The 24,694-nt window shown below is 39.6% G+C and carries 27 protein-coding genes; 2 read left to right on the forward strand and 25 right to left on the reverse strand.

All coding sequences use genetic code 11. The annotated features are described in order from the left end of the window. Nucleotides 1–69 precede the first annotated feature (69 nt). The 10 genes from ACIQAA_RS19605 to ACIQAA_RS19650 form a co-directional block, all read right to left on the reverse strand. Nucleotides 70–1,278, reverse strand: a complete 1,209-nt coding sequence (locus ACIQAA_RS19605) for an ABC transporter substrate-binding protein (protein WP_402622524.1) — start codon at nt 1,276–1,278, stop codon at nt 70–72. An 85-nt stretch (nt 1,279–1,363) separates the two neighbouring features. Then, a complete protein-coding gene (locus tag ACIQAA_RS19610) occupies nt 1,364–2,071 on the reverse strand; it encodes an ABC transporter ATP-binding protein (protein ID WP_402622526.1) in 708 nt (235 codons plus the stop codon). Further along, complete coding sequence (locus tag ACIQAA_RS19615; RefSeq protein WP_402622528.1) at nt 2,064–2,831, reverse strand: ABC transporter ATP-binding protein; 768 nt, start codon at nt 2,829–2,831, stop codon at nt 2,064–2,066. Before ACIQAA_RS19615 ends, ACIQAA_RS19610 begins: the two co-directional genes overlap by 8 nt. 2 nt (nt 2,832–2,833) lie before the next feature. Beyond that, nucleotides 2,834–3,835 (reverse strand): branched-chain amino acid ABC transporter permease, encoded by a 1,002-nt coding sequence (locus tag ACIQAA_RS19620; protein ID WP_402622530.1) that lies wholly within the window; start codon nt 3,833–3,835, stop codon nt 2,834–2,836. Continuing rightward, nucleotides 3,835–4,698 carry a branched-chain amino acid ABC transporter permease gene (locus tag ACIQAA_RS19625; protein ID WP_402622532.1) on the reverse strand — a complete coding sequence of 288 codons (864 nt, stop codon included), beginning with the start codon at nt 4,696–4,698 and terminating at the stop codon, nt 3,835–3,837. The genes ACIQAA_RS19620 and ACIQAA_RS19625 overlap by 1 nt, the downstream gene beginning before the upstream one ends. A gap of 108 nt (nt 4,699–4,806) precedes the next feature. Beyond that, nucleotides 4,807–5,580: an SDR family oxidoreductase gene (locus ACIQAA_RS19630; RefSeq protein ID WP_402622534.1), complete on the reverse strand. Its 774-nt coding sequence runs from the start codon at nt 5,578–5,580 to the stop codon at nt 4,807–4,809. 304 nt (nt 5,581–5,884) lie between these two features. Further along, nucleotides 5,885–6,286 carry a MaoC/PaaZ C-terminal domain-containing protein gene (locus ACIQAA_RS19635; RefSeq protein WP_402622536.1) on the reverse strand — a complete coding sequence of 134 codons (402 nt, stop codon included), beginning with the start codon at nt 6,284–6,286 and terminating at the stop codon, nt 5,885–5,887. Next, nucleotides 6,283–6,732 (reverse strand): MaoC family dehydratase N-terminal domain-containing protein, encoded by a 450-nt coding sequence (locus ACIQAA_RS19640; RefSeq protein WP_402622538.1) that lies wholly within the window; start codon nt 6,730–6,732, stop codon nt 6,283–6,285. The genes ACIQAA_RS19635 and ACIQAA_RS19640 overlap by 4 nt, the downstream gene beginning before the upstream one ends. Nucleotides 6,733–6,757: 25 nt before the next feature. Continuing rightward, nucleotides 6,758–7,522 (reverse strand): 3-oxoacyl-ACP reductase FabG, encoded by a 765-nt coding sequence (fabG, locus tag ACIQAA_RS19645; protein WP_402622539.1) that lies wholly within the window; start codon nt 7,520–7,522, stop codon nt 6,758–6,760. A gap of 59 nt (nt 7,523–7,581) precedes the next feature. Continuing rightward, nucleotides 7,582–8,760 (reverse strand): acyl-CoA dehydrogenase family protein, encoded by a 1,179-nt coding sequence (locus ACIQAA_RS19650; protein WP_402622541.1) that lies wholly within the window; start codon nt 8,758–8,760, stop codon nt 7,582–7,584. A gap of 425 nt (nt 8,761–9,185) precedes the next feature. Between ACIQAA_RS19650 and ACIQAA_RS19655 the strand changes: the two genes are divergently transcribed. Continuing rightward, nucleotides 9,186–10,478: an ATP-binding protein gene (locus ACIQAA_RS19655; protein WP_402622542.1), complete on the forward strand. Its 1,293-nt coding sequence runs from the start codon at nt 9,186–9,188 to the stop codon at nt 10,476–10,478. A 34-nt stretch (nt 10,479–10,512) separates the two neighbouring features. Here the strand turns inward: ACIQAA_RS19655 and ACIQAA_RS19660 are convergent, their stop codons facing one another. From ACIQAA_RS19660 to ACIQAA_RS19675, 4 genes are all read right to left on the reverse strand, one after another. Further along, nucleotides 10,513–10,791 carry a hypothetical protein gene (locus ACIQAA_RS19660; RefSeq protein WP_402622544.1) on the reverse strand — a complete coding sequence of 93 codons (279 nt, stop codon included), beginning with the start codon at nt 10,789–10,791 and terminating at the stop codon, nt 10,513–10,515. Nucleotides 10,792–10,925: 134 nt separating this feature from the next. Next, nucleotides 10,926–11,192 carry a phage holin gene (locus ACIQAA_RS19665; RefSeq protein WP_402622546.1) on the reverse strand — a complete coding sequence of 89 codons (267 nt, stop codon included), beginning with the start codon at nt 11,190–11,192 and terminating at the stop codon, nt 10,926–10,928. Nucleotides 11,193–11,284: 92 nt separating this feature from the next. Next, nucleotides 11,285–12,640 (reverse strand): ABC transporter permease, encoded by a 1,356-nt coding sequence (locus tag ACIQAA_RS19670; protein WP_402622547.1) that lies wholly within the window; start codon nt 12,638–12,640, stop codon nt 11,285–11,287. Beyond that, nucleotides 12,637–13,326, reverse strand: a complete 690-nt coding sequence (locus ACIQAA_RS19675) for an ABC transporter ATP-binding protein (RefSeq protein ID WP_402622549.1) — start codon at nt 13,324–13,326, stop codon at nt 12,637–12,639. The genes ACIQAA_RS19670 and ACIQAA_RS19675 overlap by 4 nt, the downstream gene beginning before the upstream one ends. Nucleotides 13,327–13,499: 173 nt before the next feature. Between ACIQAA_RS19675 and ACIQAA_RS19680 the strand changes: the two genes are divergently transcribed. Beyond that, nucleotides 13,500–15,602, forward strand: coding sequence for a PBP1A family penicillin-binding protein (locus ACIQAA_RS19680; protein ID WP_402622551.1), 2,103 nt, complete (start codon nt 13,500–13,502; stop codon nt 15,600–15,602). A gap of 22 nt (nt 15,603–15,624) precedes the next feature. On the opposite strand, the gene ACIQAA_RS19685 is transcribed toward ACIQAA_RS19680, so the two are convergent. From ACIQAA_RS19685 to ACIQAA_RS19735, 11 genes are read right to left on the reverse strand one after another with little or no spacing between them, the layout of a single operon-like run. Beyond that, the gene (locus ACIQAA_RS19685) at nt 15,625–16,338 is read right to left on the reverse strand and encodes an ATP-binding protein (protein ID WP_402622553.1); all 714 of its coding nucleotides are present in this window, start codon (nt 16,336–16,338) and stop codon (nt 15,625–15,627) included. Beyond that, nucleotides 16,335–16,829 (reverse strand): ECF transporter S component, encoded by a 495-nt coding sequence (locus ACIQAA_RS19690; RefSeq protein WP_402622554.1) that lies wholly within the window; start codon nt 16,827–16,829, stop codon nt 16,335–16,337. Before ACIQAA_RS19690 ends, ACIQAA_RS19685 begins: the two co-directional genes overlap by 4 nt. After that, on the reverse strand, nt 16,819–17,403 hold the full coding sequence (locus ACIQAA_RS19695; RefSeq protein ID WP_402622556.1) for a cob(I)yrinic acid a,c-diamide adenosyltransferase: 585 nt from the start codon (nt 17,401–17,403) through the stop codon (nt 16,819–16,821). The genes ACIQAA_RS19690 and ACIQAA_RS19695 overlap by 11 nt, the downstream gene beginning before the upstream one ends. Further along, entirely contained in the window at nt 17,400–17,849 is a 450-nt protein-coding gene (locus ACIQAA_RS19700) for a bifunctional adenosylcobinamide kinase/adenosylcobinamide-phosphate guanylyltransferase (RefSeq protein WP_402622558.1), read from the reverse strand. The genes ACIQAA_RS19695 and ACIQAA_RS19700 overlap by 4 nt, the downstream gene beginning before the upstream one ends. Beyond that, the gene (locus ACIQAA_RS19705; protein WP_402622559.1) at nt 17,801–18,412 is read right to left on the reverse strand and encodes a histidine phosphatase family protein; all 612 of its coding nucleotides are present in this window, start codon (nt 18,410–18,412) and stop codon (nt 17,801–17,803) included. Before ACIQAA_RS19705 ends, ACIQAA_RS19700 begins: the two co-directional genes overlap by 49 nt. Next, nucleotides 18,370–19,161 (reverse strand): adenosylcobinamide-GDP ribazoletransferase, encoded by a 792-nt coding sequence (cobS, locus tag ACIQAA_RS19710; RefSeq protein ID WP_402622561.1) that lies wholly within the window; start codon nt 19,159–19,161, stop codon nt 18,370–18,372. The genes ACIQAA_RS19705 and cobS overlap by 43 nt, the downstream gene beginning before the upstream one ends. Continuing rightward, nucleotides 19,158–20,663: a cobyric acid synthase gene (locus tag ACIQAA_RS19715; protein WP_402622562.1), complete on the reverse strand. Its 1,506-nt coding sequence runs from the start codon at nt 20,661–20,663 to the stop codon at nt 19,158–19,160. Before ACIQAA_RS19715 ends, cobS begins: the two co-directional genes overlap by 4 nt. Next, a complete protein-coding gene (locus ACIQAA_RS19720) occupies nt 20,660–21,232 on the reverse strand; it encodes a bifunctional adenosylcobinamide kinase/adenosylcobinamide-phosphate guanylyltransferase (RefSeq protein WP_402622564.1) in 573 nt (190 codons plus the stop codon). The genes ACIQAA_RS19715 and ACIQAA_RS19720 overlap by 4 nt, the downstream gene beginning before the upstream one ends. Further along, complete coding sequence (gene cobD, locus ACIQAA_RS19725) at nt 21,214–22,290, reverse strand: threonine-phosphate decarboxylase CobD (RefSeq protein ID WP_402622565.1); 1,077 nt, start codon at nt 22,288–22,290, stop codon at nt 21,214–21,216. Before cobD ends, ACIQAA_RS19720 begins: the two co-directional genes overlap by 19 nt. After that, a complete protein-coding gene (cbiB, locus tag ACIQAA_RS19730; protein WP_402622567.1) occupies nt 22,247–23,230 on the reverse strand; it encodes an adenosylcobinamide-phosphate synthase CbiB in 984 nt (327 codons plus the stop codon). Before cbiB ends, cobD begins: the two co-directional genes overlap by 44 nt. Further along, on the reverse strand, nt 23,227–24,693 hold the full coding sequence (locus tag ACIQAA_RS19735; protein ID WP_402622569.1) for an adenosylcobinamide amidohydrolase: 1,467 nt from the start codon (nt 24,691–24,693) through the stop codon (nt 23,227–23,229). The genes cbiB and ACIQAA_RS19735 overlap by 4 nt, the downstream gene beginning before the upstream one ends. Nucleotide 24,694: the final 1 nt, after the last annotated feature.

The following is a 24,694-nucleotide window of genomic DNA, read 5'->3' on the forward strand; positions in this document are numbered from 1 at the left end:
CCCTTGTGTTCTACTAACCACAAGAGGGACCTTTATATAGATATGCCTTGCTCTACTAAACTATCTCTATTAATCTACTTTTATTGGAACAATTTTTCCATCTTTAACGGCAGCCACAGATAAATCAAATTCAAATCCGCCATCTTCACCAATTTTGTCAACCGCATAGATCTTCTTATCGTCTGCTAAATTGTCTAAGCCAGCCTGCATATTAGCGCGGATTTTTTCAACATCCTCCACCGAACCAGCAGCTTTCATGGCTTCAACAAACACATGCATGCCAATATAGTTTAGACCTGCTTCTGAACCTGGAGTTTCATTGTATTTTTCCTGGTATCGTTTCACAAAATCAGGAATCGCAGCTTCTTGTGAATCTACCAGCGGCATAACACCAATCGAACCATTCAATAAGTCATAGGATCCTGTTACTGCCTTCATTTCATCAAATTTCGCCTGGTCCATAACGATAAAGCCGCCTTTGAAGCCAAGCTCACGAGCTTGTTTTGCTACTTTCGCAGTAGGCTCAGAGGCACCGCCGATGAACAATACATCTGGCTTCTCTTTTAACGCGTTCGTTAAAATCGTAAAGAAATCTGTTTCTTTGGAAAAATCGATGGCAGAGTCATAAACAACTTTACCGCCTTCTTTTTCCCAGTAAGTCTTTAGGTTGGCTGCCCAATCCTTACCGTACTGAGAAGCAGTTGGCAGGAATGCCACATTCTTACCAAAGTTCTCCATTGCATACTCAGTGAATGGCTGTAAATACCCGTCATATCGCGGCGGGATTCGAACCGTTAATTTATTTCCAACTTCCGTAATTTGTGGTTCACTTGAATAGGCTCCAATGATAAATTTATCCAGCTGATTAAATACCTGTAACGCGAAAATTCCGCCGCTGTGTGGTGTAAAAATAATCGGCGGTTTATTTTCTTGAACCAATCTCTTGGCATTTGCTCCGGCTTCATTTGGCAGGTATTTATCGTCTAAGGTAACGATATTTAATTTGTACTTCTTGCCGTTCACTTCAAAGCCGCCTGCTGCATTTACTTCATCAGCTGCCATTTTGACACCATTTAGTGTTCGCTCACCATAAAAGGCAGCCGGCCCGCTTAATGGACCTGTATAGCCGATGTTAACGGTTTCTGCTTCTTCTGATTTATTGTCATCTTCCTTTTGATCATTATCTCCGGATGTATTGGTTGAACTATTGCAGGCTGCCAGGCTGAAAATTAATACGAATACCATACTGAACATAAAAAGCCATTTCATTTTTCTCATGGTTTTCCCCCTTGTATTTTCATATAAATTTCAGTCGCTTTACCTGGTGAAGTGAACCATCACCCCCTTAGAAGGCAAACAAATTTTAAGCTCCTATGTACGCCTTCCTAACCTCATCATTAGCAAACAATTCGTGTGATGTCCCTTGAAGGACAATAGAGCCATTTTCAAACACATACCCTTTATCCGCAATTTTTAATGCAGCGTTGGCATTTTGCTCTGCCAAGAGGATCGTCGTCCCCTCACGATTTATTTGCTGGATGACCTCAAACATCTGCTCCACAATCAAAGGAGCTAGACCAACCGATGGTTCATCGAGTAGAATCAATTTTGGTTTCGACATTAACGCCCTGGCAATGGCAAGCATTTGCTGCTGCCCGCCGCTTAATGAACCGGCAGCATCATCTTTTTTCTCAAGGAGTATCGGAAAAAGTTCGTAGACATGCAGTAAAGACTTTTTAATTTCATCCTTCTTCCTTCTGTGAACAAAAGCACCCATTCTTAAGTTTTCCTGGACAGACATCGCTGGGAAGAGCTTTCTTCCTTCTGGACATTGACCAATCCCTAATTGAACAATTTTGTCCGCAGACACCTTGTTTAGGGATTTTCCTTCAAAAAGAATTTCGCCTTCTGCAGGCTTACTTAGTCCGCTAATCGTTCGGAAGGTTGTGCTTTTACCGGCACCATTTGAACCTAATAGGACGACGATTTCTCCCTCTTTCACTTCGATGTTTATGTCATGAACCGCCGCAAAGCTGCCATATTTGACAGAGATGTTTTTCAAACTAAGCAATGGCCCCGCCTCCCAAATAAGCATTTATAACACCCTGATTATTTTGGATTTCTTCAGGTTTTCCCTCAGCAATCTTTTCTCCATAATTCAACACCATGATTTTGTCAGCAAGCTTCATAATCATTTGCATTTTGTGTTCAATCAGACAAACGGTAATCCCCTTAGCTGCCATTTTTTTCATTAACACCGCTAAACCCTCGGTCTCATCTGGATTGACTCCTGCCGCAGGTTCATCAAGAAAAACAATGTCAGGGTTGGTGGCGAGTGCCAATGCAAAAGCTGTTCGTTTTTTCTCCTCTTGTGTTAAACCTGCCACGGGTTTATGTGCTGCTTTTTGTAATTCAACAAACTCAATTACCTCCATAGCTTTTTCACGGCAAAGAGCTTCTTCTGATTTAAGCCGTTTCGTCCTGAAGATCGCATCGAACAAATTAGACTTTGTCCGCAGCCTATGCCCGACAATGATATTATCGAGCACGCTAGATTGCTCGAATAGATTCGTAGTTTGAAAGGTCCTCGCTACCCCTAGCTGTGCTATTTTATTAGAAGGTAATTTAGTAACATCCTGCCCTTTGAAAATAACCTGTCCCGAACTTGGGGGATGAAAACCGCTGATCAAGTTAAAAAAAGTAGACTTACCAGCACCATTAGGACCAATGATGGCGTTAATTTTTCCTTGTTCAATCGTAAAATCAACATTGTTAACAGCCACTAAACCACCGAATTTTTTGGTTAACTTCTTGGTTTCCAAAAAAATCATCCTTACCCCTCCTTTACTTGTTTTTCAGGCAGTTTCTTAGCACTAATGATTGATTGGTGAACCGAGGCTTTCCGTTTTTGTGTCCAGCTTCCGACTGCTCCGACAATTCCGCGCGGATAGAAAATAATTAACAGGGTTAACACGGGTCCGAAAACGAGCATCCGATAATCCTGTAAAAACTGCAGCCGCTGCGATAGGACAACAATCAGGATCGTACCCACAATAGGACCGCTTAAGGTGCCAATCCCGCCGACAAGTAAATAAGTTAGAAAATCAAACACGATCGCAATTGAACCGATATCTGGTCCAATAAAACGGACAAAAGAGGCATACAATGCACCAGATAACCCCGCTATCACTGTTGAAATCACGAATACCGTTAATTTATTTTTCATTGTGGAAATCCCGATGGTTTGCGCCAAATCTTCACTATTGCGAATTGCGATATAGGTTCTGCCTGAAAGCGAGTGAACAATACGGTACAGGATGAGGACGACTAGGAGTAAGAAGAACAGCACTAAGTAGTAGTGGCTTTGTAAGGTTTCAAAAGAAAGTGGTCCGATGTTTGCCGGTGCAGGAATACCTATCAGCCCCCGAACGCCTTCGGTTACGCTGTCCCATTTATCAATGACTAGATAGATAATATAGCCGACACAGAGCGTATAAATAGCAAAAAAGTGCTCTTTTGTCCTAAGTGAGATGAGGCCGACAAAGAATCCAATGACACCTGTAATAACGAGTGATAGAACAAGTGCCGGCCAAAAATTCATTTCTGCTTTGACGGTTAATAAACCAAGTGAGTAGGCACCTATTGCAAAGAATCCGGCATGTGCCAAGGAAAGATAGCCTGTATAACCTGCTAGCAGATTTAGACCGTAAACACCAATCATCCAAATAAAGGAAAGTGTCATCACGTGAATGAAATAATCATTCTGACTGATTAATGGAAAGACAATGGCTAGTAAAATAAGAACTAGAATAATAATTCTTTGAATTTTTGACATTAATGCCCCCCCTTTGAAAACAGACCTGTAGGTTTAACAGATAGTATTAAAACGAGGAGGACAAAGGCAAAAATGTCCTTATAGTCATTGGAAATATAGGTTGCCCCTAAGCTTTCACTAAATCCTAAAATATAGCCGCCTAAAATGGCTCCAGGTACACTTCCCATACCGCCAAGGATGATGATAACAAACGCTTTTAAAATGACTAGATGTCCCATAGCAGGAAATACAAGATTGATAGGTGCACTTAACGACGCAGCGATAGCCGCTAAACCACCAGATATCATGAAAGTGAGCATGGCAACTTTGTTCGTGTTAATGCCAACTAAGTTTGCTCCTTCACGATTTTGTGACATCGCAATTATGGTTGAACCGGTAAAGGTTTTTTTCAAAAATAAAGTTAATAGAATCATAACGACAATGGCTGAAATAACAATAAGCAAGCGCTGCATCGTAAACGTTAGACCAAAGATTTCTACAACCTGACCATATGGAGTTGGCATGCTTTGGAATTCTGCCCCCCAGACAAATTGAGCAAAAGCTTCCAAGAATAAGAGGATCCCGATGGCTGCAATTTTATCATGGATTGGAGGTGCTTCTCTTAGAGGATGAAATACAAATCTTTCCATTAAGGCACCTATAATGCCAACAACCAAAATCGATACAAAAATAGCAATCCAATAATGTAATCCGTATTTGGTCATCATCGTTAACGTTATGTATCCACCCATCATATATAATGCACCATGTGCAAAATTTGGTATGTGGAGGATCCCATAAACGAGCGTTAAGCCTAATGCCACAAGACTGTAAACGCTTCCAATTGTCAAGCCATTAAATAATTGCTGAAGAAGAATCTCCATTGGTTCCCTCCTTTTATATTCAACGATTTCATATGGGAGCCCTAGATTAGCTGCTCCCTTGAGCCATTACTGAACCTTATTAACTGTTTTTAAATACAAGCTGTCACTTTACATTGCGTGTGCGCCGCCATCCACGACAACAATATCCCCTGTGATAAAATCAGAGGCGGGTGCAGCTAGGAATAAGGCAACTCCTTTTAGATCGGTATCTGAACCAAACTTACGTAATGGAGTGCCTTGTAAAATTCCTTCGCCTCCTTTATCTAGCAATCCTTTTGACATTTTCGTAGGGAAAAACCCCGGTGCTATTGCATTGACATAAATACCGTGCGGACCCCATTTAACCGCTAAATCCTTTGTAAAAGTAATTACCGCTCCTTTAGAAGTATTGTAGCCAATCGCATTCATATAATTAGGATTACTTCCCTTAAGACCTGCTACAGAGGCGATGTTTATGATTTTTCCTGATTTCTGCTCTAGCATAACTTTTCCCACAGTCTGTGACATAAGGAATGTTCCAGTTACATTGACGTCGATTACTTTTTTCCAAGCCTCGAGCGGCATTTCTTCAGCCAGGGCCCCCCAAGTAGCACCGCTATTATTTACCAGAATGTCAATTCTTCCAAATCTTCCCAACGTAAGGTCAACTACATTTTGTACATCCTCTGGATCGGTGACATCGCATTTTATGGCAAGGCTATCTACACCGATTTTCTTTAACCCCTCACTGACTTCCTGACACGCCTCAAGTTTCCTTGAACACACCACTACATTGGCACCAGCTTCCGCAAATCCTTCAGCGATTTGCTGACCTAGACCTCGTCCACCGCCTGTAACGATTGCGACCTTTCCTGTTAAATCAAATAACTCTCTCACATGCATCGACGTTTCCTCCTATAGCCATAATTTACTCTCTCTATTTAAGATTCTACATACTAACTAGTTGGTATGTTGCTAAAGACATAATATACAAAATATTTATAATATTCAATACTATTTTTTCACCAAATTTCTCGCTGCCATTTTTATAATAAATTTTATTAATAGGCTTCTGTCACTCCAGGCTATTCATAACGACCAATCTACTTTGTATTTATCTTTTTGGGTAACTATGAACCTCTTATAGTTACCCAAGTAATAAACCCAGCCAATAGATAGACTCACTTTTGGCCGGGTTATCAATGTTTTAGTATTGGGTAAACAAAACTTCCCCTTTTAAAACTTCATTTCCATTTTGGTTAACAGCCTGAACCTGAAAGCGTAATTTATTGTCTACTGCTTCTTTTAAGATTGCCTTAAGGGTAATGACATCATTTAAAAAGACCATTCCTTTAAATCGGATCGAATAATCCTGAACAAATCCATCTTCAACATACGGCGTGAAAAGCTTTGCAAGATTCCCCATTGTCCACATACCATGAGCAATAATCCCTGGTAATCCGGCTTTTTTCGCTTCCTCGTCGATGGTATGAATCGGATTAAAGTCGCCGGAGGCACCTGCATATTTTATTAAATCAATCCGTGAGACCGGGTCTAACTGGATTTCTTTAAGTGATTCACCAACTTGTAATTGCGTAAGAGTACTCATTTTGTCAGCACCTTCCTCACAGCTTCAGAAATAACAACAGTTGATGTTGAACTAAATATCACGTTCCCAGCTGCATCTTCACCAAAGCTCTCCAAGACAAGAAAACCCATTTCACCAAAATTACCTTTCTTCTCAAAGTATTTCTTCACTTCGGAATAACAAAGAAGTTCTTCACCAACGACTAGGGGACGCTTGTAATGAAAGGTTTGCTCCCCGTGAATTAATCCTTTATTCGGCAGATTTAAGCCGTCAATCACTCCATAATCAAACGTCCTAGGGAAGGTAGGCGGTGCAATATTGTTTTGATACCTTGAATTTCTGCCTGCTTCTTCATCAAAGTAGATAGGATGGAGGTCTCCAATTGCTTCTGCAAATTTTTTAACCGCGCCTCTCTCGACAACGTTTTTCACTTTATTGGAGCGTTTACCAACTTGTTCACTGAACAATGTATCTTCGCCTCACTTTAATCGATTAATTTTTTGGTCCGCCTGCTACATAAATAACCTGACCATTCACAAAAGAAGATTGTTCATCGGCAAAGAATGCCACAGCATTGGCAATATCTGCAGGCTTTCCACTTCTTCCAACAGGGATAGCGGCAACACTTGCTTCGATTAATTTTTCAAATGGCACACCTATTCTAGCGGCGGTTTCCATTGTCATTTCAGTCTCAATAAACCCAGGTGCAACAGAGTTTGCCGTAATTCCATATCTCCCCAGCTCAATCGCAAGTGTCTTTGTGAAGCCCTGCAATCCTGCTTTTGCAGCAGCATAATTCGCTTGACCACGATTACCAAGTGCTGAAGTAGAGGATATATTAATGATTCTGCCGTATTTGTTTTCGACCATGTATTTTTGGGCCGCACGTGCAGCATTAAAAGATCCTTTTAAGTGAACATCCATGACAGTCTGCCAATCTGAGTCTGTCATTTTGAATAATAAGTTATCACGGATTACTCCAGCATTGTTAACGAGAATATCAATTGAGCCAAATGCTTCATATGCCTCCTTGATCGCAGCTTCTACCTGCTCAGCGTCAATTACATTTGCAACCCTTGAAAAAACCTCATATCCTTTTTCTCTTAGTTCATTTGTTGTCGTTACAAGTGCTTCTTCATTTAAATCAATAAATGCTACCTTCGCACCTTCTTCTGCGAAACGTTCTACAATCCCTTTTCCAATTCCACGGCTTCCGCCAGTTACAAAAGCAGCTCTTCCTGAAAATCTACCTGCCATTTCTCTTCCTCCTAACAAAATCTATTAACCTATTTTTTAGATAACGCTTTCAAAATTAATCATACGTATTGACCTACTTTAACATGTCCTTTAATTAGATTTCTTGCAATAATCATGCGTTGAATTTCGTCTGTACCGTCATAAATTCTCCAGAGTCTTGCTTCTCGGTACCAGCGCTCGATTGGCAGTTCTCTTGTATAGCCCATTCCTCCATGAATTTGCAGAACACGGTCGACAACATTATTCCCCATATTCGCGCCGTAGAGTTTTGCCATCGATGCCAAGTGGCGATTATCTTCTCCGTTATCAAGCGTGAAGGCTGCATTTAGTACCAGCCATTTAGCTGCTTCAATTTCAACAGCAGAGTCAGCAATTTGCCACTGAATGGCTTGTCTTTCCGCAATTGGCTTCCCAAAGGTGATCCGTTCCTTAGAATAATCAATTGCCATTTGTAATAATCGCTCTGCTGCACCTACAGCTCTGGCACCGACTACCCATCTCGCAAATCCTATCCATTCCAATCCTAGATTATAACCCTTGTGTAATTCACCAAGAATATTCTCTTCTGGTACTCGAACATTCTCAAATACAAGGCCGGCTGGTCCCCATTCTCCCATGGTATGTATATACTCCGATTTCCAGCCCATATCCCGGTCAACAATAAAGCAGGTAACCCCTTCCCGCCCCTGTGTTGATTGGTGAAGGTTTTTATCTGTGATGGCAATCGCCATAACAAAGTCTGCTTCATTACCACCTGTAATAAATGTTTTTTCCCCATTCAACACCCAGTCATTTCCATCTTTTACTGCTGTCATTTTAATATTTCTCGTATCGGACCCTGCACCTGGTTCCGTCATCGCAAAGCAAGATTTTTTCTCACCATTAATAGTTGGAATTAGATATTTCTTCTTTTGTTCTTCGTTACCGTAATAAAGGATATTGTCTGCCGATCCGCCAAAGCTAAAGGGAACAAACGTCTTTGAAACCTCCATCAATACGATGGCCATCATCATTTGTCCAAGGTCCGCTCCGCCATACTCTTCTGGTGTATTTATACCCCAGAAACCCGCTTCCTTTGCTTTTAACTGGAGTTCTTTCAGTATACCTAGAGGAAGACTTGGCTTTCCTTCTCTTTCATTTCTTAGCACATCATTTTCTAAGGGAATTAACTCTTTTTCTACAAATCTTCTAATTGTTTTTTGGACCATTTTTTGCTCATCTGTCAGACGTAAATGCATACCTTTCACTCCATTCATTTTTTAGAATTTAGTATAATAGCCGCTAAATATAATTATGCTGGCAAAACCGGATACATACCTACCGGTTGGTATGTCTATTTTATTTTATTCTGAACTTTCAGATAAAACAAGTTTTTTATTCTTAAATCATCAAAATTAATCAAACCACAGAAAAAACAGCAAGTTCTCTTTCGTTAACTTGCTGCTTTCGTTAAAATGTTCCTGGTTACTTTTTTTTACCAATAAAAGGGTTACACATCGGTAACCACTTTTCACCTAGGATGTTACCTATTTGTAACCTTTTTAATGTAATTATGTAGATTTCCAGGTTTCAGATATTCCCAATTACCTAAATTTTTAGTAGTATAGAATGTGCAACTATGAAAATCAAGGAACTTTCCTTCCAAGAGAGGATAGGAGTAATAATGAAGAAAACGAAATTAGTAATTCTTTTCTTAATTACTAGCTTAATTTGGATTTACGCAAGTAACTATATCCTGGCACATTATATCCCTTCGCCCCTTAATAATTATTTAGAACGAGGGAAAGAAATTTTCTATATTCTTGTAACGGGTGGAATCTTCTATTTTTTCATCCTTAAAAAAGAAGAACTTGATACGACGAAAGAACAAGAAAAACGCTTATCTACCCTCATTAACTCAATGGTGGATTTTGTAAACTTTAAAGATGGCGAAGGCCGCTGGATTCAAGCCAATGATTTTGGACTGAAATTGTTTCAGCTTGAGAATGTTGATTACCTGGGGAAAAAAGACTCTGAATTGGCAGAATACACGGAGTTCTATTCAGACGCACTCAAATACTGTGAAGTATCTGATGAGGAAACGTGGCAAAATGGTACCGTAACACGCTGTGAAGAGGTTGTTCCACTGCCCGATGGAACATCTAAAATATTTGATACGATTAAAGTTCCGTTGTTTCATGAGGATGGAAGCAGGGAAGGACTAGTTATTATTGGCCGCGATATTACGACTCTAAGACAGACAGAAGAGCGTCTTAGCAGAACGGAAAAGCTTTCCGTTGTCGGTGAATTATCTGCCAGTGTCGCCCACGAGATTAGAAATCCCCTAACCTCGTTAAAAGGGTTTGTGCAATTATTGCAAATGGAAGATGATAAACACCAAGATTATTATCAAATTATGCTAGATGAATTAAATCGAATTAATCATATTGTAGGCGAGCTCCTGCTCTTGGCGAAACCGCAGCATTTAAAATATTCAAAATCAGCGATTCAAAAAATACTAAACGATGTCATTTCATTATTAGCCGTTGAAGCAACCCTTTACAATGTGCAGATTGAATCAAATTTTCCAAAAGAGGATATCATCATTGAATGCGAGCCAAATCAGTTGAAGCAGTTATTTATTAATTTAATCAAAAATTCAATTGAAGCTTCGAAAAGTGACAGTAAAATATCGATTTGTCTTGGTCTAATTGAAGATAACCGATTAGCCATTACCGTAAAGGACCATGGCTGTGGTATTTCAAAGGAACGACTGCAAAAGATCGGTGAACCCTTCTATTCATCAAAAGAAAAAGGGACAGGCTTAGGATTAACAGTCAGCTATAAAATTGTTCAATCCCACAAAGGAAATATCGTTTTCAACAGTGAAATTGGCGTCGGAACAACCGTTAACATTACCTTACCTGTGGAACAAAATTCAACAGCTGCCAGCGGTCATTCAAAAGTAACTGCATAAAAAAAGTTCCTTTACGAATTGTAAAGGAACTTTTTTATGCAGATTGTTTACCTGAACTTACTTTTTGTATATGTTTACGTCGTATTTCTATTATCTGTAATCGAATGATAAAGGCCATTCCCAATATGAAACTTTTCCAACGGCTTGATTTTCTCTCTTTTGGACCGTAAACATAACGATTCCAAAGGTAATAAACAGACTCCTCAAGGATAATAAAAAGAATATATATTCCTGCTGCTATCGAAATCCAGTACCACATATCAAGAACCCCTTTCTCATGTATTGCCTGCCCTTTTCTGTAAATTGTTCCCATCTTCATTATACCCCCTACCCCTTCGACAATTCAGAAATTTAAATCTCCTTATTTTTACAAAATTCTACATAAATAAAAAAACGCTCGAACTTTGCCTATAATTCAGCATCCAAGCGTTTCTTCACTCTATATGATTAGTTTGGTTCTTTATATGTTTTTGCACGTTCACTGTCACTCATACCTTTAGTGGTTGGATCCTGAACGATGCCCATCAATGATAATAAAATAAATACTGCATTAATAAAGGTTAAAATGGATTGCTGTATCGCATCTGTAAGTTGAAACTCAGTAATCCCTAATGCATTTAATCCTTGCAAAAGCATTTGCGCCACTATCATCAACTGAGCAGCAAAGGCCACCACCCAGCTTCTGTTCTTAAAGCGGACTTTCCAGTTGATCATTCTCACATCCCCTTTCTATGTTAAAGACGTTCTTTCTATTAAGGTATGCTTGGACTGAAAATGGTTGTCCGCCAATATCACAGAATCGACAATTAAACTTCTCTTCTCATGGCTCTGAGTACATCTACTTTTGTTGCTCTTTGGGCAGGACGAAGACCTGAGAGTATGGTTACTCCATAACAGATGACGATACAGATAATTGGAAGACTCAGTGGAATATCACTAAAAACAATGTCAGGAGGTGTTTCTTCCCCAAAAGCCTGTTTAATGATTATGGGTATCACAAAGTTGACTGCATAACTAAGACAATAGGAAACGACGGTCCCAATGAATGCCCCAATCAAACCAATATAACTGCTCTCTAACAAAAAGATTCTCTTAATGGTACGAGGATTTGCTCCAATTGCTTTCATAATTCCGATATCCGGTGCACGTTCTGTTACGGCCATCGTCATCGTATTGTATATTCCAATAGAAGCAATCAGAATCGCAATGGTCCCGATAAAGATAAGTCCTGCCTTCGCTATCGCAAACATCAAATTAACTTCTTTTAATTCATTGACTACGGAATAGGTGGCATAGTCTTTTTCCTTAAGTTTATCCACAATACCCTGGACCGCTTCCATGTTTTTCGCATAGACCTTTACATCATCAAAGGTATTTTTTGAAGTTTCTAAATCTGCTAGATTTACCTGATTTGCTGAATCCAAAACGATTCCTTTTGGTGTTCCGGTAAACGCCTCGATATCCTTTAATAGTTCCTCCGAAATATAGACACTCCTGTCTTCTGCCCATTCCTTCGTTGGCTTTTTAGATATCCCTGCGACCTTTACTGGAAATACTTTTTCTATCTGTTTCCCATCTTCCATCTTACTAACCGTTAATTCAATGGTTTCTGCAATTAGCTTTCCGTTATAGCGGAACTCTTCTTTTAATTGACCTTGTTCGTCAAACATTTCTTCTGTTTGTTCACCTTTCACCGCAAGATTGAGTGGAAAATTATATCCAACCACTACTTCAGCCTTATCCTTTCCAAGGCTTCCTTCTGACAATTCAAAACCAGCCTTTATTTCAGAAGGAAAGTTTGCTACCACTGTTTGTGTGCTCTGCTGGTAATTTCCAATCGAATAGAAGCCTTCCTGCTGCAGCATTTTTCTTCTAGTTACGGCTTTCACGTCAGACATTTCTTCAAATACCTGAACGTCCTTACCATCTAACTGACGATACCCGCCATTCTCATTTGTTTCTTGACCGTAGACATCAATTTGTGTCATGATTCGTCGTTCTGTCATTTCCTTAACCACAGATTTTTGTAATCCGAAGCCAACAGACGCAAGGACAATTAAGAATGCACAGCCCATTGCTGTCGCTAGGATGGTCATGTAAACTCGTGTTCTATTTTTCTTCATGTTTTGGCGGACGAAACGGAATTGATCTTTAAGCTTCATGCAAGCACCCCCTCGTTAATCTGTCCATCTTTCAATTCAATCGTCCGGTGACCGATATTAGCAACCTTTTCGTCATGTGTAATAATTAGAAATGTTATTCCTAGTTCAGTGTTTAACTCCTTGATAAACTTCAATAAATCTTCTTCTGTTTCACTGTCTAGACTTCCCGTAGGTTCATCCGCTAGAATGATAGGTGGATTTACGATTAACGCACGAGCAATACTTACTCTTTGCTGTTGCCCCCCTGATAATTCTCCAGGATAGTGGTCCTGGTAATCTAGCAATCCGACCTTCGCCAGCATCTCCTCTGTCTGTTTTTTCCTTACAGCTTCACTGACTCCTTTTAAAATTAATGGAAGTTCAACATTTTGAAAAGCAGTCATACTAGGAATCAACTGAAAGCTTTGAAAAATGAAGCCAAGGTTTTTAATTCTAAAATCAGCAAATTTTGTCTCATTCATTTGCGAAACCATTTCGCCATTAATCCAGATTTCACCCTCTTTTGGATGAATAAAACCACTTACTAGATTTAATAAAGTGGATTTACCAGATCCGCTCCGACCAACTATCGTGACAATCTCCCCTTTTTCAACCTCGAAAGAAATATCCTTTAGGACAGGTATAAATGTTTGTTTTCCCTTTTTACCTATCACAAATTCATGGCTTAAATGTTTTATTGTAATCATAATTTCCTCCTGTTTCCCCTACTTCACCTTAATAGACGATGGCTCTTTACCAGACCCCTACAGTTTTATGTAATTTTTCGTGGTATTCGCCAAAAAAGGCTATTATTGGAGTTTTTACGCTAAAAAATTTATAATGAATAAAGCAAAAATCCTTTTGAAGGAAAGGAGACACAATGGAAAAATTACGCCCATATTGGGAAATGATTGTCCGTTTCTGGAAAAAGAAGCATGTCACACAGCTATTATTATTAGTGATTCTGATTGTTGTACTTGTAACCATTGTTTATTTCGGCTGGCTCGCATCAAGAGCAAATGTCCAGACATTAAAGGAAGGTCTTAGCCAGCCGACCGTCATTTATGATCGTAATGAAAGTGTCGCTACAAATGTTGCAACCAATCGGACTCAGGGGGTTAAGATTGAGGAGCTCCCGAAATATGTTCCAGGTGCGGTTGTTGCGATTGAAGATGAGCGCTTTTATGAACATAACGGATTTGATCTTAAGGGCATTACGAGGGCTTTGTTCAACAATTTATTTGCGGGAGAGATTACTGGCGGCGGCAGTACACTCACACAGCAATTAGCGAAAAACGCATTGCTTTCCCCTGAACAAACCTATAAACGAAAAGCGGAAGAGTTATTTTTAGCCGTGAAGATTGAAAAAGTCTATAAAAAAGATGAAATCTTACAAATGTACTTAAATCAAGTTTATTTTGGAAATGGCGCATGGGGAATTGGTAATGCTTCACAAAGATATTTTAATAAAGAGATTACGGAAGTTACGATTAGCGAGGCAGCACTGCTCGCTGGGCTGTTGCAATCACCGAGTTACCTTGATCCAACAAAAAATTATGACGTGGCAATCAAACGGAGAAATCTGGTCCTAGGCAAGATGAACGAACTTGGTATGATTACCAAGGAACAGTACAATGAGGCAAAAAACGAAAAGAATAAGATCAATATCGGAAGTGGAAGTTTGGTTGAACGGAAATATCCTTATTATGTTGATGCTGTACTAAATGAGGCGATTTCTAAATATGGATTAACACAGGAAGAGATATTAACGAGGGGTTATCGGATATATACTGAATTAGACCAAAACCTGCAAACTGGCCTCGAAAAGGTAAACAATAATAAGTCACTTTTTCCGAAAAGTTCTGGTGATACCATTGTTCAAAGTGGTTCTGTTCTTATGGACCCTGCTTCGGGAGGTGTACTCGCCCTTGTGGGAGGACGGGGTGAGCATGTGTTTAGAGGCTTTAACCGCGCCACCCAATTAAAAGCTCAGCCAGGTTCAACGGTTAAGCCGCTCGCGGTTTATACACCAGCCCTTGAGGAAGGTTATACTTTTGACTCAGAGCTCGTTGATGAGCCTACTTCTTTTGGAGAATACAGACCAGAAAATTTCTCAAAAACTTATCAAGGTAAGGTTCAGATGTACAAAGCTTTAGAGGAATCGTTAAATGTCCCAGCAGTTTGGCTCTTAAATAAGATTGGTCTTGAAAAAGGATTAGACAAGCTCAAAACCTTCGGACTGCCAGTCGAAAAAGAAGATAAACACCTTGCGATTGCACTAGGCGGAATGAGCAAAGGAATATCACCGCTTCAATTAGCAAATGCATTCTCCGCCTATCCAAATGGCGGTAAGCGGCAAGACAGCCATCTGATCACTAAAATTGTAGGTCCTACCGGAAATATCATTGCGGAACGTGAACCGGAAACCACAAAGGTAACGTCAAAAGACAATGCTGATAAGATGACCGCCATGCTTCTAAACGTGGTAGAAACTGGTACTGGCAAAAACGCACGTATTCCAGATGTTCAGATCGCAGGAAAAACAGGTTCCACCCAGCTTCCATTTAATGATATTAATGGTACGAAGGATCAATGGATGGTTGGATATACGCCTAATTTGGTGGCAGCAATATGGATTGGTTATGACCAAACCGATCGACAACATTATCTGCCAAGCAGCGGTTCTGGAAATGTGGTTCCGATTTTCAAGGAAATCATGAGGGCATCAATCCCGCATAGAGAAAATGAACAATTTGATGTTATTTCAATCAATGACCAATTGGCTGGAAAAGTTCAAACAAGAGAAGAAATCAAAAAGCAGGCAGAAAAAATAAAAGAGGAATTAAATCAAAATGCCCAAAAACTAGGTGAAAAGCTTCAAGAACAAGCTCCCGTTTGGAAAAAAGGCTTCGAGGATGCCATGTTTTCAATCGGAAAAGGCATTGATACGATCATCCAAAAACTTCAAGGTTTAAACAAATAGCACGCCGCAGCGGCGTGCTATTTTATTTAACAGTAATGGAATGGTAATACCCTGCTGTAGTTTTTTTCAATTCCTCTTCTTGATCTTGTTCAAAGGCAATAATAAAACAGGTTGCAGGTCCAGATGATTTTAATACGTCAAGTTTCGTATGAAGCATTTCTTTCGTAAATTCTTTATTTGTAAAAATTTGATTAAACTCATATAAGATTCCTTTTGAGCCAACAGGCCAAATGATGATTTCTTCAAGTTTATTGACTTCTCGAAAAACCGATAAAGGTGCGACCTGATCACCATGGTCCATTACTTCATTCCCAACTAATGGGCTGCCAATTACGGCGAACTTCATCTGATTAGAAAAAATATTCTCCGATTTTTTAGATATAGACCTTTTACCGAGAACCACTAATCCAACCGCGGATTGCTGTAAAAGAAAATTACTCTCCGTACTGCCTGTAATCGCTACATCCTCTAGATTTAATTCTGCTAAACCTTTTTGAATGCCTTTTATAAGTTCACTCCATGTGTGATCTCCACAAAAATTATGGAGAACAACTGAAACTGGAACTCCTCCTGCAGCCATACATTCCATTGCTGCTACTCTAAATGAATAATAGGCTACCGTTTCGTATGAAACCTGGACATGATCCTCTGCTTTCATACCAATGCCGCCGCTATTATCACTTGCGATGATAAGCGACTCGGCACTAGTAATCGGTATGGTAATGATATCCCTCATAATCTCACATCTTTATTCATCAAATCTTGTTTAAAGAAAGCTTTTAGCCGTGGAATAGCTATTAAAGCGATAACCGTATTAATGATTGAACCGATTAACAAGGATGGAACTACTGCAGCATAAAAAGCTTTATTCATTAAAATGATAAACGGCAAGGGTGCCGCAAATGCATTGGCAAGGATAAAGAGAATACCAGCAGTACCTTTTTTATTCTTTTTATAAAGAACACCAAAGATATAGACAAGAATGGCCATTTCGATTGCAATCAATACATGCATTGGACCTAATGGAAAACCTGCGATTAAGGCCGATAACAAATGCCCTAACGCACCGACCATTGCTCCTGCCCCGCTGCCTAGCAAGGCTGCAGCAAGCAAAGCTGGAAACACATCAAAAGCGACACTGCCTACGATGGCAGGAATTTTTACCGCAGCACCTACTGCGGATAGTGCAGAAAACAATGCCAGTAAACTTAACATTCTACTTGTCATCTTTACGTTTCCCATCCCTGAATACTTTCGCACTTCTAACATACTCTACATCTTTTACGTTAAGTCGATAATTTACTACTCTTGCTAATGCAAAGAAATAATCGGAAAGACGATTTAAATATTTTAACGCTAATTCAGGAGTTTTTTCGTCGGTCTTCATTAAGGAAACAACTAATCTCTCTGCTCTTCTGGTCACTGTCCTAGCAATATGAATCGAAGCTGCTGGTTTCGTTCCACCAGGTAAAATGAACCTTTCCAGCTCTGGAGCTTCTTGAATATATTCATCAATTTTGGTTTCTAAATAGTCAATGGCATCGTTCTGCAGCTTATACTCAATCTTGTCAGAGATATTGGCAAGGTCCCCTCCACAATCAAATAATTCATGCTGTATTTTTTCAAGATCAGCTAGTACATCCTTAAATGATTCTACAGCTAGTTCAGTCATCACTTGGCCGACAAAGCAATTGACTTCATCTACGGTTCCGTAAGCTTCCACTCGAATATCATCCTTGTCGACTCTTCCTCCAATAATACTTGTCTTTCCTTTGTCACCAGTTCTCGTATAAAGTCTCATAGCTTTCCATCCCCCGTTTTTTTGATTGTTTGATTTAAACCATACCAAATGATATCTACTTTATCTGCTTTTGCAGTCAGATCTTGATATGCCCAGCCTGTTACATCCCGCCATAGACGATTTTCTTTCTCCAACGGGACAATTCCCTTAGTAATATCCGTCCCAATCACCACAAGCTTTCGGTTAGACTCTGTTTTCTCCCAGATAAGCCAATCGTTCATGATGCTATTCCAGATTTCACGGCACCTGTAAGAATCGTAGGATTTCGTTAAATCCTTCAGCCAAACTTCAATACCTTCTAAAACGAGCAAATTACTTTGTATTTGGTTACGATCAGTGGTCAGATGATGGTCCTGATAGGCTGAAAGCCAAGTACCGCTTAACCCGTAATTTTCCTTTACCCAAGCCCTTTTGCCGTTAAAGGCACCTCCCGTAATAAAGTGCAACGTTCACGCCTCCTAAATGCTTCTTTTGCAAAAACAAGTTCATATCCTTGATGATGAGGTACTTGCCACGACCAAAAATCACTGTGCTGAGGAGCAAATTCAGATAATAAATATCGAATCACCCCGCCGTGAGTCATTAATGCACATCCTTGAATGTTATGAGAGAGAATCTCTTTAGTAATCTTATCCCATCCAATAGAAACCCTTCTTGTGAAGTCCATAAATGACTCCCCCTCTGGAGGACAATAGGATATAGGATCCGAGAGCCAGCGCTGGTAAAGAGGGACTTCCTTTAAATCTTCATAGGTTTTTCCTTCCCATTTACCAAAATTCATTTCTCGTAAATGACTTAGAAGGTACAAATCATTATTTGGAAAAAGAATATTTGCTGTGCTTATGCACCTTGACAAATCGCTCGAAAAATAGCGCTGATACCTGTTGCTTATGCTGATTTTCTTTGACTCAGAACATAGAGGGGAATCATTCCACCCTAAATAGGCTTTGCGTTTATTCTCCCCCGTTAGGCCATGACGAAATAATGCAACAACCACAGTGTCATCCATAGAAATAACTCAGTCCCTTCTACGGCTGCCCCTAAAATATCGCCCGTAATTCCGCCAAACCACTTTATTGCTTTTCGGCGGCAAAAAAGCAAAATAAGTAATGCTGCAACAAGCGATATGGAGAGATAATAGAGTCCACCATCATACAATATCACGAGAGCTAGGAATCCAATTATATATACAGCATAGGTCCATAAATCCTTTGGTGAGGCCGCACTTTGAAAAAGCGCTCCAAGTCCTTCTTTTTTTGCAGACTTTACTGTTAATAACAGCAGACCCATAACGCTTTTACTAAATAGCGGGATGGCAGCAATCATCAGATATGATGCAGCATGTACATTTACGGTTATCTCATATATAAATAGAAAACGGCAGCTTAACAAAACAATGACCGAAATTACCCCAAATGCACCGGTTCTAGGGTCGTTCATTACCTCTAGTCTCTTTTGTTGATCTTTGTAAGAAAAATAGCCGTCACTTGCGTCCATCCAGCCATCCAAGTGGATCCCGCCTGTTAAAAGAATACTCATCAGCCAAAGCAAGAATGCCGCTGCGAGATTCGAAAAAGGAGTATATTCTAGCAATAGATACAATAACCCAGCATATATTCCCCCTTGAAGCAGACCTAGCAGCGGGAAAGCTTGAACAGCACTTTTTAGATGTGGTTTGTCCATTGGTAATTCAAGATGTACGGGAATGGCAGTGAAAAATTGCAAATTGATTAAGAAACCCTTTAAAAGTTTTCTCATTTCTTGCACCACTTGTTGATGATGTCATTTAGCATTTCATAGTTTAAATGTTCTTTCATTCGGTTTGCAATCTCATCGTATCTTTTATCTAAATGTTCTCTAATATAAGTGGTTTCTTTCGTATGTAATCCTTTGCTTTTCCGAATGAAGTTTAACCAAGTATTTCTCCATTCGTCATTATGAAAAAGATGATGAAGATACGTCCCAATGATTTGACCATTTCTGCTAAAATAACCGTCGTCTTTACCATTCTCAAGCGATAAAAATGAGCATCCTTCCTCGTGTAAAACCGTTTTTCCTAAATGAATTTCAAACCCTTCCAGGTTTCTATCAGCCATCAAACCTGTATTTTCGTGGTACACACCAGCCGCTCTTACCGTTTCTTTTTCTTCATAAAAGATTGTTGTCCCTGGAATAAATCCCAATCCTCTCACGGAATTGTTCGCTATCCCTGTATCTGAACCGGCTTCATCAATGATTTCTTCCCCAAGTATTTGATAGCCGCCACAAATACCGACAACATAGCCGCCATTTTCAATATGGGTTTGTATCAAAGAGTCTAACTTTCTATCTCTTATACTCTTCAAATCATTGATTGTACTCTTTGTCCCTGGAATAATAACGGCATCAGGGCTGCCAAATTCAGAAGCCTGTTTCACCCAGCGGATGGACACATCTTCTTCATATAAAAATGGTTCCAGATCACTATAGTTTGAGATAAATGGGAGCCAAATCACTGCAATATCCAGATTTCCTTTTTTCCTGCTGGAAAATTGATTGTTCAATGACAAGGAATCTTCACCATCAATCATATGATCCTCTACAAATGGTAAAACCCCTAAAACTGGAATTCCCGTTTTCTTTTCCAGCCAGTCAATCCCATCTTCAAATAAACTGATGTCCCCGCGGAATTTATTAATGATTACTCCTGCCACTCTTTGTCTTTCTTCTGGATCCAAAAGCTCAAGTGTACCAACAATACTGGCAAAAACCCCGCCTCGATCAATATCGGCTACAAGCACAACTGGAACATCCGCCAGTTCGGCAACCTTCATATTCACAAGTTCTCGATCCTTCAAATTGATTTCAACTGGACTTCCAGCTCCCTCAATGACTACTAGATCGTATTCACTCGATAATTGGTCTAAAGACTGCTTTATCACCTCTAGTCCTTTTTCGTAGAAAGTATCCCGATACCCTCTTCCCGAAAGAGTTTTTAATGACTTTCCTAAATACACAATCTCTGAATCTTGATTCGAGCGAGGTTTTAATAATATCGGATTCATCCATACAGTGGCCTCAGTTTTTGCTGCCTCCGCCTGGATTCCTTGTGCCCTGCCAATTTCTTTTCCGTCTTTTGTCACATAAGAGTTATTGGACATATTTTGAGATTTAAAGGGTACAACTCTTCTGCCATCATTGGCGAACATTCGGCAAAGAGCTGTCACAATGAGGCTTTTACCGACATCGGATGAGGTTCCTTGTATCATAACTCCTTTCATTTCCTAACTCCCTTCATGTTGATGGGTATACCTGCTTCAACCAAAAAGGCTTGATCAGCCTCCTTCACCAACTGTTGATGGATCTTTCCTAGAATTCGTGAATAGGAGAAAACGAGATTATTCTCTGCGATTGACTCATAGAAAACTTCATTACTCACAACAATTAAAACTTTTGGACTTTCTCGTATCTTATTTATACCTGTTATGATCGTTTCCATTACGTGTGCTAAAAAAGACTCATCCCATTCCTGTTTCGAAGAAAACAGTTCATTATTTAAAAGAGTCGTCACGCAATCGACTAGAATAATATCTTCTTTATTAAAATAAGCTGCACTCTCACCAATATTTTGTGACTGTTCAATCGTTCTCCAACGAGACTTTCCAGATCCTCGGTCATACTGGTGCTGTGCGATTCGTTCCCTCATTTCTGGGTCCGAAGCGACACCGGTCGCTAAATAGTTTAATTGCCCGCCATTTTCCTTTGCGTGTTCTACAGCCATTTTTTCGGCAAAGCTGCTCTTCCCGCTCCTTACTCCGCCTGTAATAAAAATTAATGAAGCTGTCGCCATTCCAACAATACCTCCATTAATTTACTATTTTCTTCCTTACTTTTTATAGCAAAACGTAACCATTTTCCTTCTAAACCAGGGAAGTTATAAGTATGGCGGGGAATGATTCCCTTGAGCAATAAGAATTTAAATAAGTTTTTTTGTTCATGGAGATTTGAATCCCGTAACAAATAATAATTAACTTGTGACGAAGTCATCACAAAATGATGCTTCTTAAAAAATGTAAACAATCTCTCCCGTTCTTCCGAAATATAGACTTGTGTCATTTTTATAAATTCTTCATTTTGTAAAAATAATTCCCCTGCCAATAACGCAATAGTATTAATACTCCAATGAGGCTGGTATTTGTTAATTTCTGCGATTAAAGCTGGAGCTGCAGCCAAATATCCTAGACGAATTCCTGGAATGGCAAACATTTTTGTCATCGACCGTATAATGATCAAATTTGAGAACTTATTAATATAAGGGATAAAAGATTCGTAGTTTACTAAAAAATCATAGAAAGCTTCATCCAAAATCACAAAGCAATTTTGTTTTTCGCATTCCTGTATGATTGAAAGTACCGTTGACACTGGATATTGAATACCAGTAGGATTGTTTGGATTACATAAAAATAATGCGTCTGCACTGCTTAAGCTTGGATGTAACTCATCTATACTTAACTCGAAATGAGGTCCCATTAATGGATGGTACTGTATCTCACAATCGTTAACTCGGCAAGCCTTTTCATATTCAGAAAAAGACGGCTCTGCCACTATAACCTTTTTTCCGGAAAGAAACCTTGCAACCAGGGTAATAAGTTCGGCCCCTCCATTTCCAATTAGAACAGAATCTGCCGAAATTTGTTCCCTATCCGCAATCCTATTCCTTAGCTTTTCTGCAAATGGATCTGGATACACGGTAATTTCCTGATAAAAATCATTCCATTTCTCTTTTAGGGCAGGAGGAGGGCCAAGTGGATTAATGTTTGCACTAAAATCAATATACTTCTCTGGGAGCGAAAGTCCCAGTGATTTAAAAAGGTGCTGCGGATTTGAGCCATGTGAAGGTAAATTCAATCATGATCCCCCCTATCCATAATAATAGTAAAAATAAAAAGACTGTTTTATCCAAGATTTTATTGGCTGATAAAATATGATCAGCTTGTATAGGGACTAATGGATCTCCCATCTTTGCACGGTTTGAAACGATTCCTTTGTAATAGTTGATGCCGCCAAGCTGAATCCCCAAAATAGCAGCCACCGCCGCTTCTCCCCAGCCGCTATTTGGGCTCGGGTGCTTCTTTGCATCACGGAATAATACCTTCCATGCCCTTTGATACTCCATTTTCATAGGCTTTGTTCCAATTAACATTAGGATTCCAGTTATCCTGCTAGGAATCCAGTTCATCACATCATCCCATTTTGCAGATGCCCAGCCGAAATCTTTAAATCTTTCATTCATATAACCTGCCATTGAATCACAGGTATTCGTTGCCCGATAAACCATTGCAAGAGGCGCTCCCCCAATTAGTGCCCAAAACAATGGTGCAGTTACTCCATCACTAGTGTTTTCTGCAACCGTTTCGATTGCACCACGTGCGATTTCACCTTCATTTAATGAATCTGTGTCTCTGCCAACAATGTAAGATAGTTTGATTCTTGCTCCTGCCAAGTCCCCTTTCTCTAATGGGGCGTGTACCTCGAGAGCAGCTTCTTTTAGACTTTTTTGTGCGATCGTTGCTGCAATGATGATACTTTCAATGGCAATGCCAGCTATAGGATGAATTCGATAACTTATTACAATTAATAAAAGGACAATTGAAAATACTATCAACAAAACAAAAAGGAGCATTGCGACCCCTTTTAATCTTTTATTTTTTCCATGATTTAAGCGTTTCTCTAGGAATGAAATCAATGATCCTATCCATCTTACAGGATGAGGCCATTGAGGGGGATCTCCTACAAGCCTATCAATAAAATACGCAATACTTATGGCAGTTAAATGATAGATAATCATACTACTTTCCTTTTTTGAGATTTTCGAATACCCTCTAACGTGCATTCATATACAGCTTTTCCAATCAATTTACCTAAATTTGTAATCGTCCCCGCATATTCCAGCCTTTCACCAGCCTGGGTAGCAGCTATGAGAATACTATCGGTAGAAGTACCCGTCGCAATGGTGCCTGTCACCGAATCCATAATATTTAAATCATGGAGCGCTTTTGCTTTTGCTTCGGTAGCGGTCATAATACTTTGAATAAAGGCCTCCTCGGTTAATTCACCATTAACGAAGATCCACGTATTGATGGTGCCAGGCACCTGTTCAAAGGTATGCTGTTCACTTTTAGAAGCATCGATTGCGTTCCCCACACCTGCAGTTACGACAACAAATAGTGAGAATTCATTCCCTTCAACGTGCTTAAATGTAACATCATTAAGGAAGACTGCGGTCATCATTCCTACTGTTTCGGAAGGTTCGAAGCCGTTTAATTTTAAAAAGGAGGCCATTTCCTTTCGATGATCGCTGCAGTTATAGTCCTTTCCAACATGTCGATTAACAAAAGTATGGTGCCAGCCTGTTCCTGATCCAACAACTCCTGACGACATCGTCCTTAATGGAGCAGGTGATTTTAATTCAATAAACTCATCTGTTACGCGTAACAAACTTTCATCAATTTGAATTATCTCCTTATCCTGCCTCTCATCTGGTATTAACACCATTTGCGGTGCTGGTACTCTTGGATGAGGATGCTTCTGAATATCGGTATGATAAACATCACGTATTCTTTCTTCTCTAAGCACTTCGTTCGGGATATGGTTGATATTAATGGACCCGTTTTCGAGCAAAAGCAATCGATCACAATATAAACCCGCAAGATTTAAATCATGAAATATAGATACGACAGTTAAACCTGTTTCTGACGTCCAATTCTTTAATAAATCCAGTAATTCTTTTTGATAAGATAAATCTAAATGGTTCGTTGGTTCATCTAACAGGAGAATTTCGGGTTCTTGGGCGAGTGCCTGAGCTAAAAATACTCTTTGTTTTTCCCCGCCGGATAACTCTTGTATCGCTTTATTTTGCAAGGAAGTAATCCCAGTTTGCTTCATCACCCGTTGTACAATCTTTTCATCCTTTTCTCCCCAGGTCTGAAACCAGCCGGTTTGATGGGCGTAGCGGCCAAGCGAAACCGTTTCTTTTACGGTATAGGAAAACGATTGCGAGGAATGCTGAGATAAAACAGCTACGATTTGAGCCAGCTGTTTTGAATTATACTCCTGCAATCTTTTGCCTGATATGAAAATATCACCTTTTATAAACGGCAGGATTCCGCTTATCATTTTTAATAAGGTGGTCTTACCACTTCCATTCGGTCCCAAGATACCGAATAATTCACCTTTTTGAACTTCAAAAGTAATATCCTTCAGTATCTGTTCATTTGAATACCCGCCTGCAACATGTTGAACGTTAAGCATC

This window comes from Neobacillus sp. NPDC093182, from assembly GCF_044754045.1.

What these genes read in the sequence shown, in the direction of transcription:
- ACIQAA_RS19605 (WP_402622524.1), bottom strand. Translation starts at nt 1,278, where the DNA reads ATGAGAAAAATGAAATGGCTTTTTATGTTCAGTATGGTATTCGTATTA.
- ACIQAA_RS19615 (WP_402622528.1), bottom strand. Translation starts at nt 2,831, where the DNA reads ATGATTTTTTTGGAAACCAAGAAGTTAACCAAAAAATTCGGTGGTTTA.
- ACIQAA_RS19620 (WP_402622530.1), bottom strand. Translation starts at nt 3,835, where the DNA reads ATGTCAAAAATTCAAAGAATTATTATTCTAGTTCTTATTTTACTAGCC.
- ACIQAA_RS19625 (WP_402622532.1), bottom strand. Translation starts at nt 4,698, where the DNA reads ATGGAGATTCTTCTTCAGCAATTATTTAATGGCTTGACAATTGGAAGC.
- ACIQAA_RS19630 (WP_402622534.1), bottom strand. Translation starts at nt 5,580, where the DNA reads ATGCATGTGAGAGAGTTATTTGATTTAACAGGAAAGGTCGCAATCGTT.
- ACIQAA_RS19635 (WP_402622536.1), bottom strand. Translation starts at nt 6,286, where the DNA reads ATGAGTACTCTTACGCAATTACAAGTTGGTGAATCACTTAAAGAAATC.
- fabG (WP_402622539.1), bottom strand. Translation starts at nt 7,522, where the DNA reads ATGGCAGGTAGATTTTCAGGAAGAGCTGCTTTTGTAACTGGCGGAAGC.
- ACIQAA_RS19650 (WP_402622541.1), bottom strand. Translation starts at nt 8,760, where the DNA reads ATGCATTTACGTCTGACAGATGAGCAAAAAATGGTCCAAAAAACAATT.
- ACIQAA_RS19655 (WP_402622542.1), top strand. Translation starts at nt 9,186, where the DNA reads ATGAAGAAAACGAAATTAGTAATTCTTTTCTTAATTACTAGCTTAATT.
- ACIQAA_RS19660 (WP_402622544.1), bottom strand. Translation starts at nt 10,791, where the DNA reads ATGGGAACAATTTACAGAAAAGGGCAGGCAATACATGAGAAAGGGGTT.
- ACIQAA_RS19665 (WP_402622546.1), bottom strand. Translation starts at nt 11,192, where the DNA reads ATGATCAACTGGAAAGTCCGCTTTAAGAACAGAAGCTGGGTGGTGGCC.
- ACIQAA_RS19670 (WP_402622547.1), bottom strand. Translation starts at nt 12,640, where the DNA reads ATGAAGCTTAAAGATCAATTCCGTTTCGTCCGCCAAAACATGAAGAAA.
- ACIQAA_RS19675 (WP_402622549.1), bottom strand. Translation starts at nt 13,326, where the DNA reads ATGATTACAATAAAACATTTAAGCCATGAATTTGTGATAGGTAAAAAG.
- ACIQAA_RS19680 (WP_402622551.1), top strand. Translation starts at nt 13,500, where the DNA reads ATGGAAAAATTACGCCCATATTGGGAAATGATTGTCCGTTTCTGGAAA.
- ACIQAA_RS19685 (WP_402622553.1), bottom strand. Translation starts at nt 16,338, where the DNA reads ATGAGGGATATCATTACCATACCGATTACTAGTGCCGAGTCGCTTATC.
- ACIQAA_RS19690 (WP_402622554.1), bottom strand. Translation starts at nt 16,829, where the DNA reads ATGACAAGTAGAATGTTAAGTTTACTGGCATTGTTTTCTGCACTATCC.
- ACIQAA_RS19695 (WP_402622556.1), bottom strand. Translation starts at nt 17,403, where the DNA reads ATGAGACTTTATACGAGAACTGGTGACAAAGGAAAGACAAGTATTATT.
- ACIQAA_RS19705 (WP_402622559.1), bottom strand. Translation starts at nt 18,412, where the DNA reads ATGGATGACACTGTGGTTGTTGCATTATTTCGTCATGGCCTAACGGGG.
- cobS (WP_402622561.1), bottom strand. Translation starts at nt 19,161, where the DNA reads ATGAGAAAACTTTTAAAGGGTTTCTTAATCAATTTGCAATTTTTCACT.
- ACIQAA_RS19715 (WP_402622562.1), bottom strand. Translation starts at nt 20,663, where the DNA reads ATGAAAGGAGTTATGATACAAGGAACCTCATCCGATGTCGGTAAAAGC.
- ACIQAA_RS19720 (WP_402622564.1), bottom strand. Translation starts at nt 21,232, where the DNA reads ATGGCGACAGCTTCATTAATTTTTATTACAGGCGGAGTAAGGAGCGGG.
- cbiB (WP_402622567.1), bottom strand. Translation starts at nt 23,230, where the DNA reads ATGATTATCTATCATTTAACTGCCATAAGTATTGCGTATTTTATTGAT.
- ACIQAA_RS19735 (WP_402622569.1), bottom strand. Translation starts at nt 24,693, where the DNA reads ATGCTTAACGTTCAACATGTTGCAGGCGGGTATTCAAATGAACAGATA.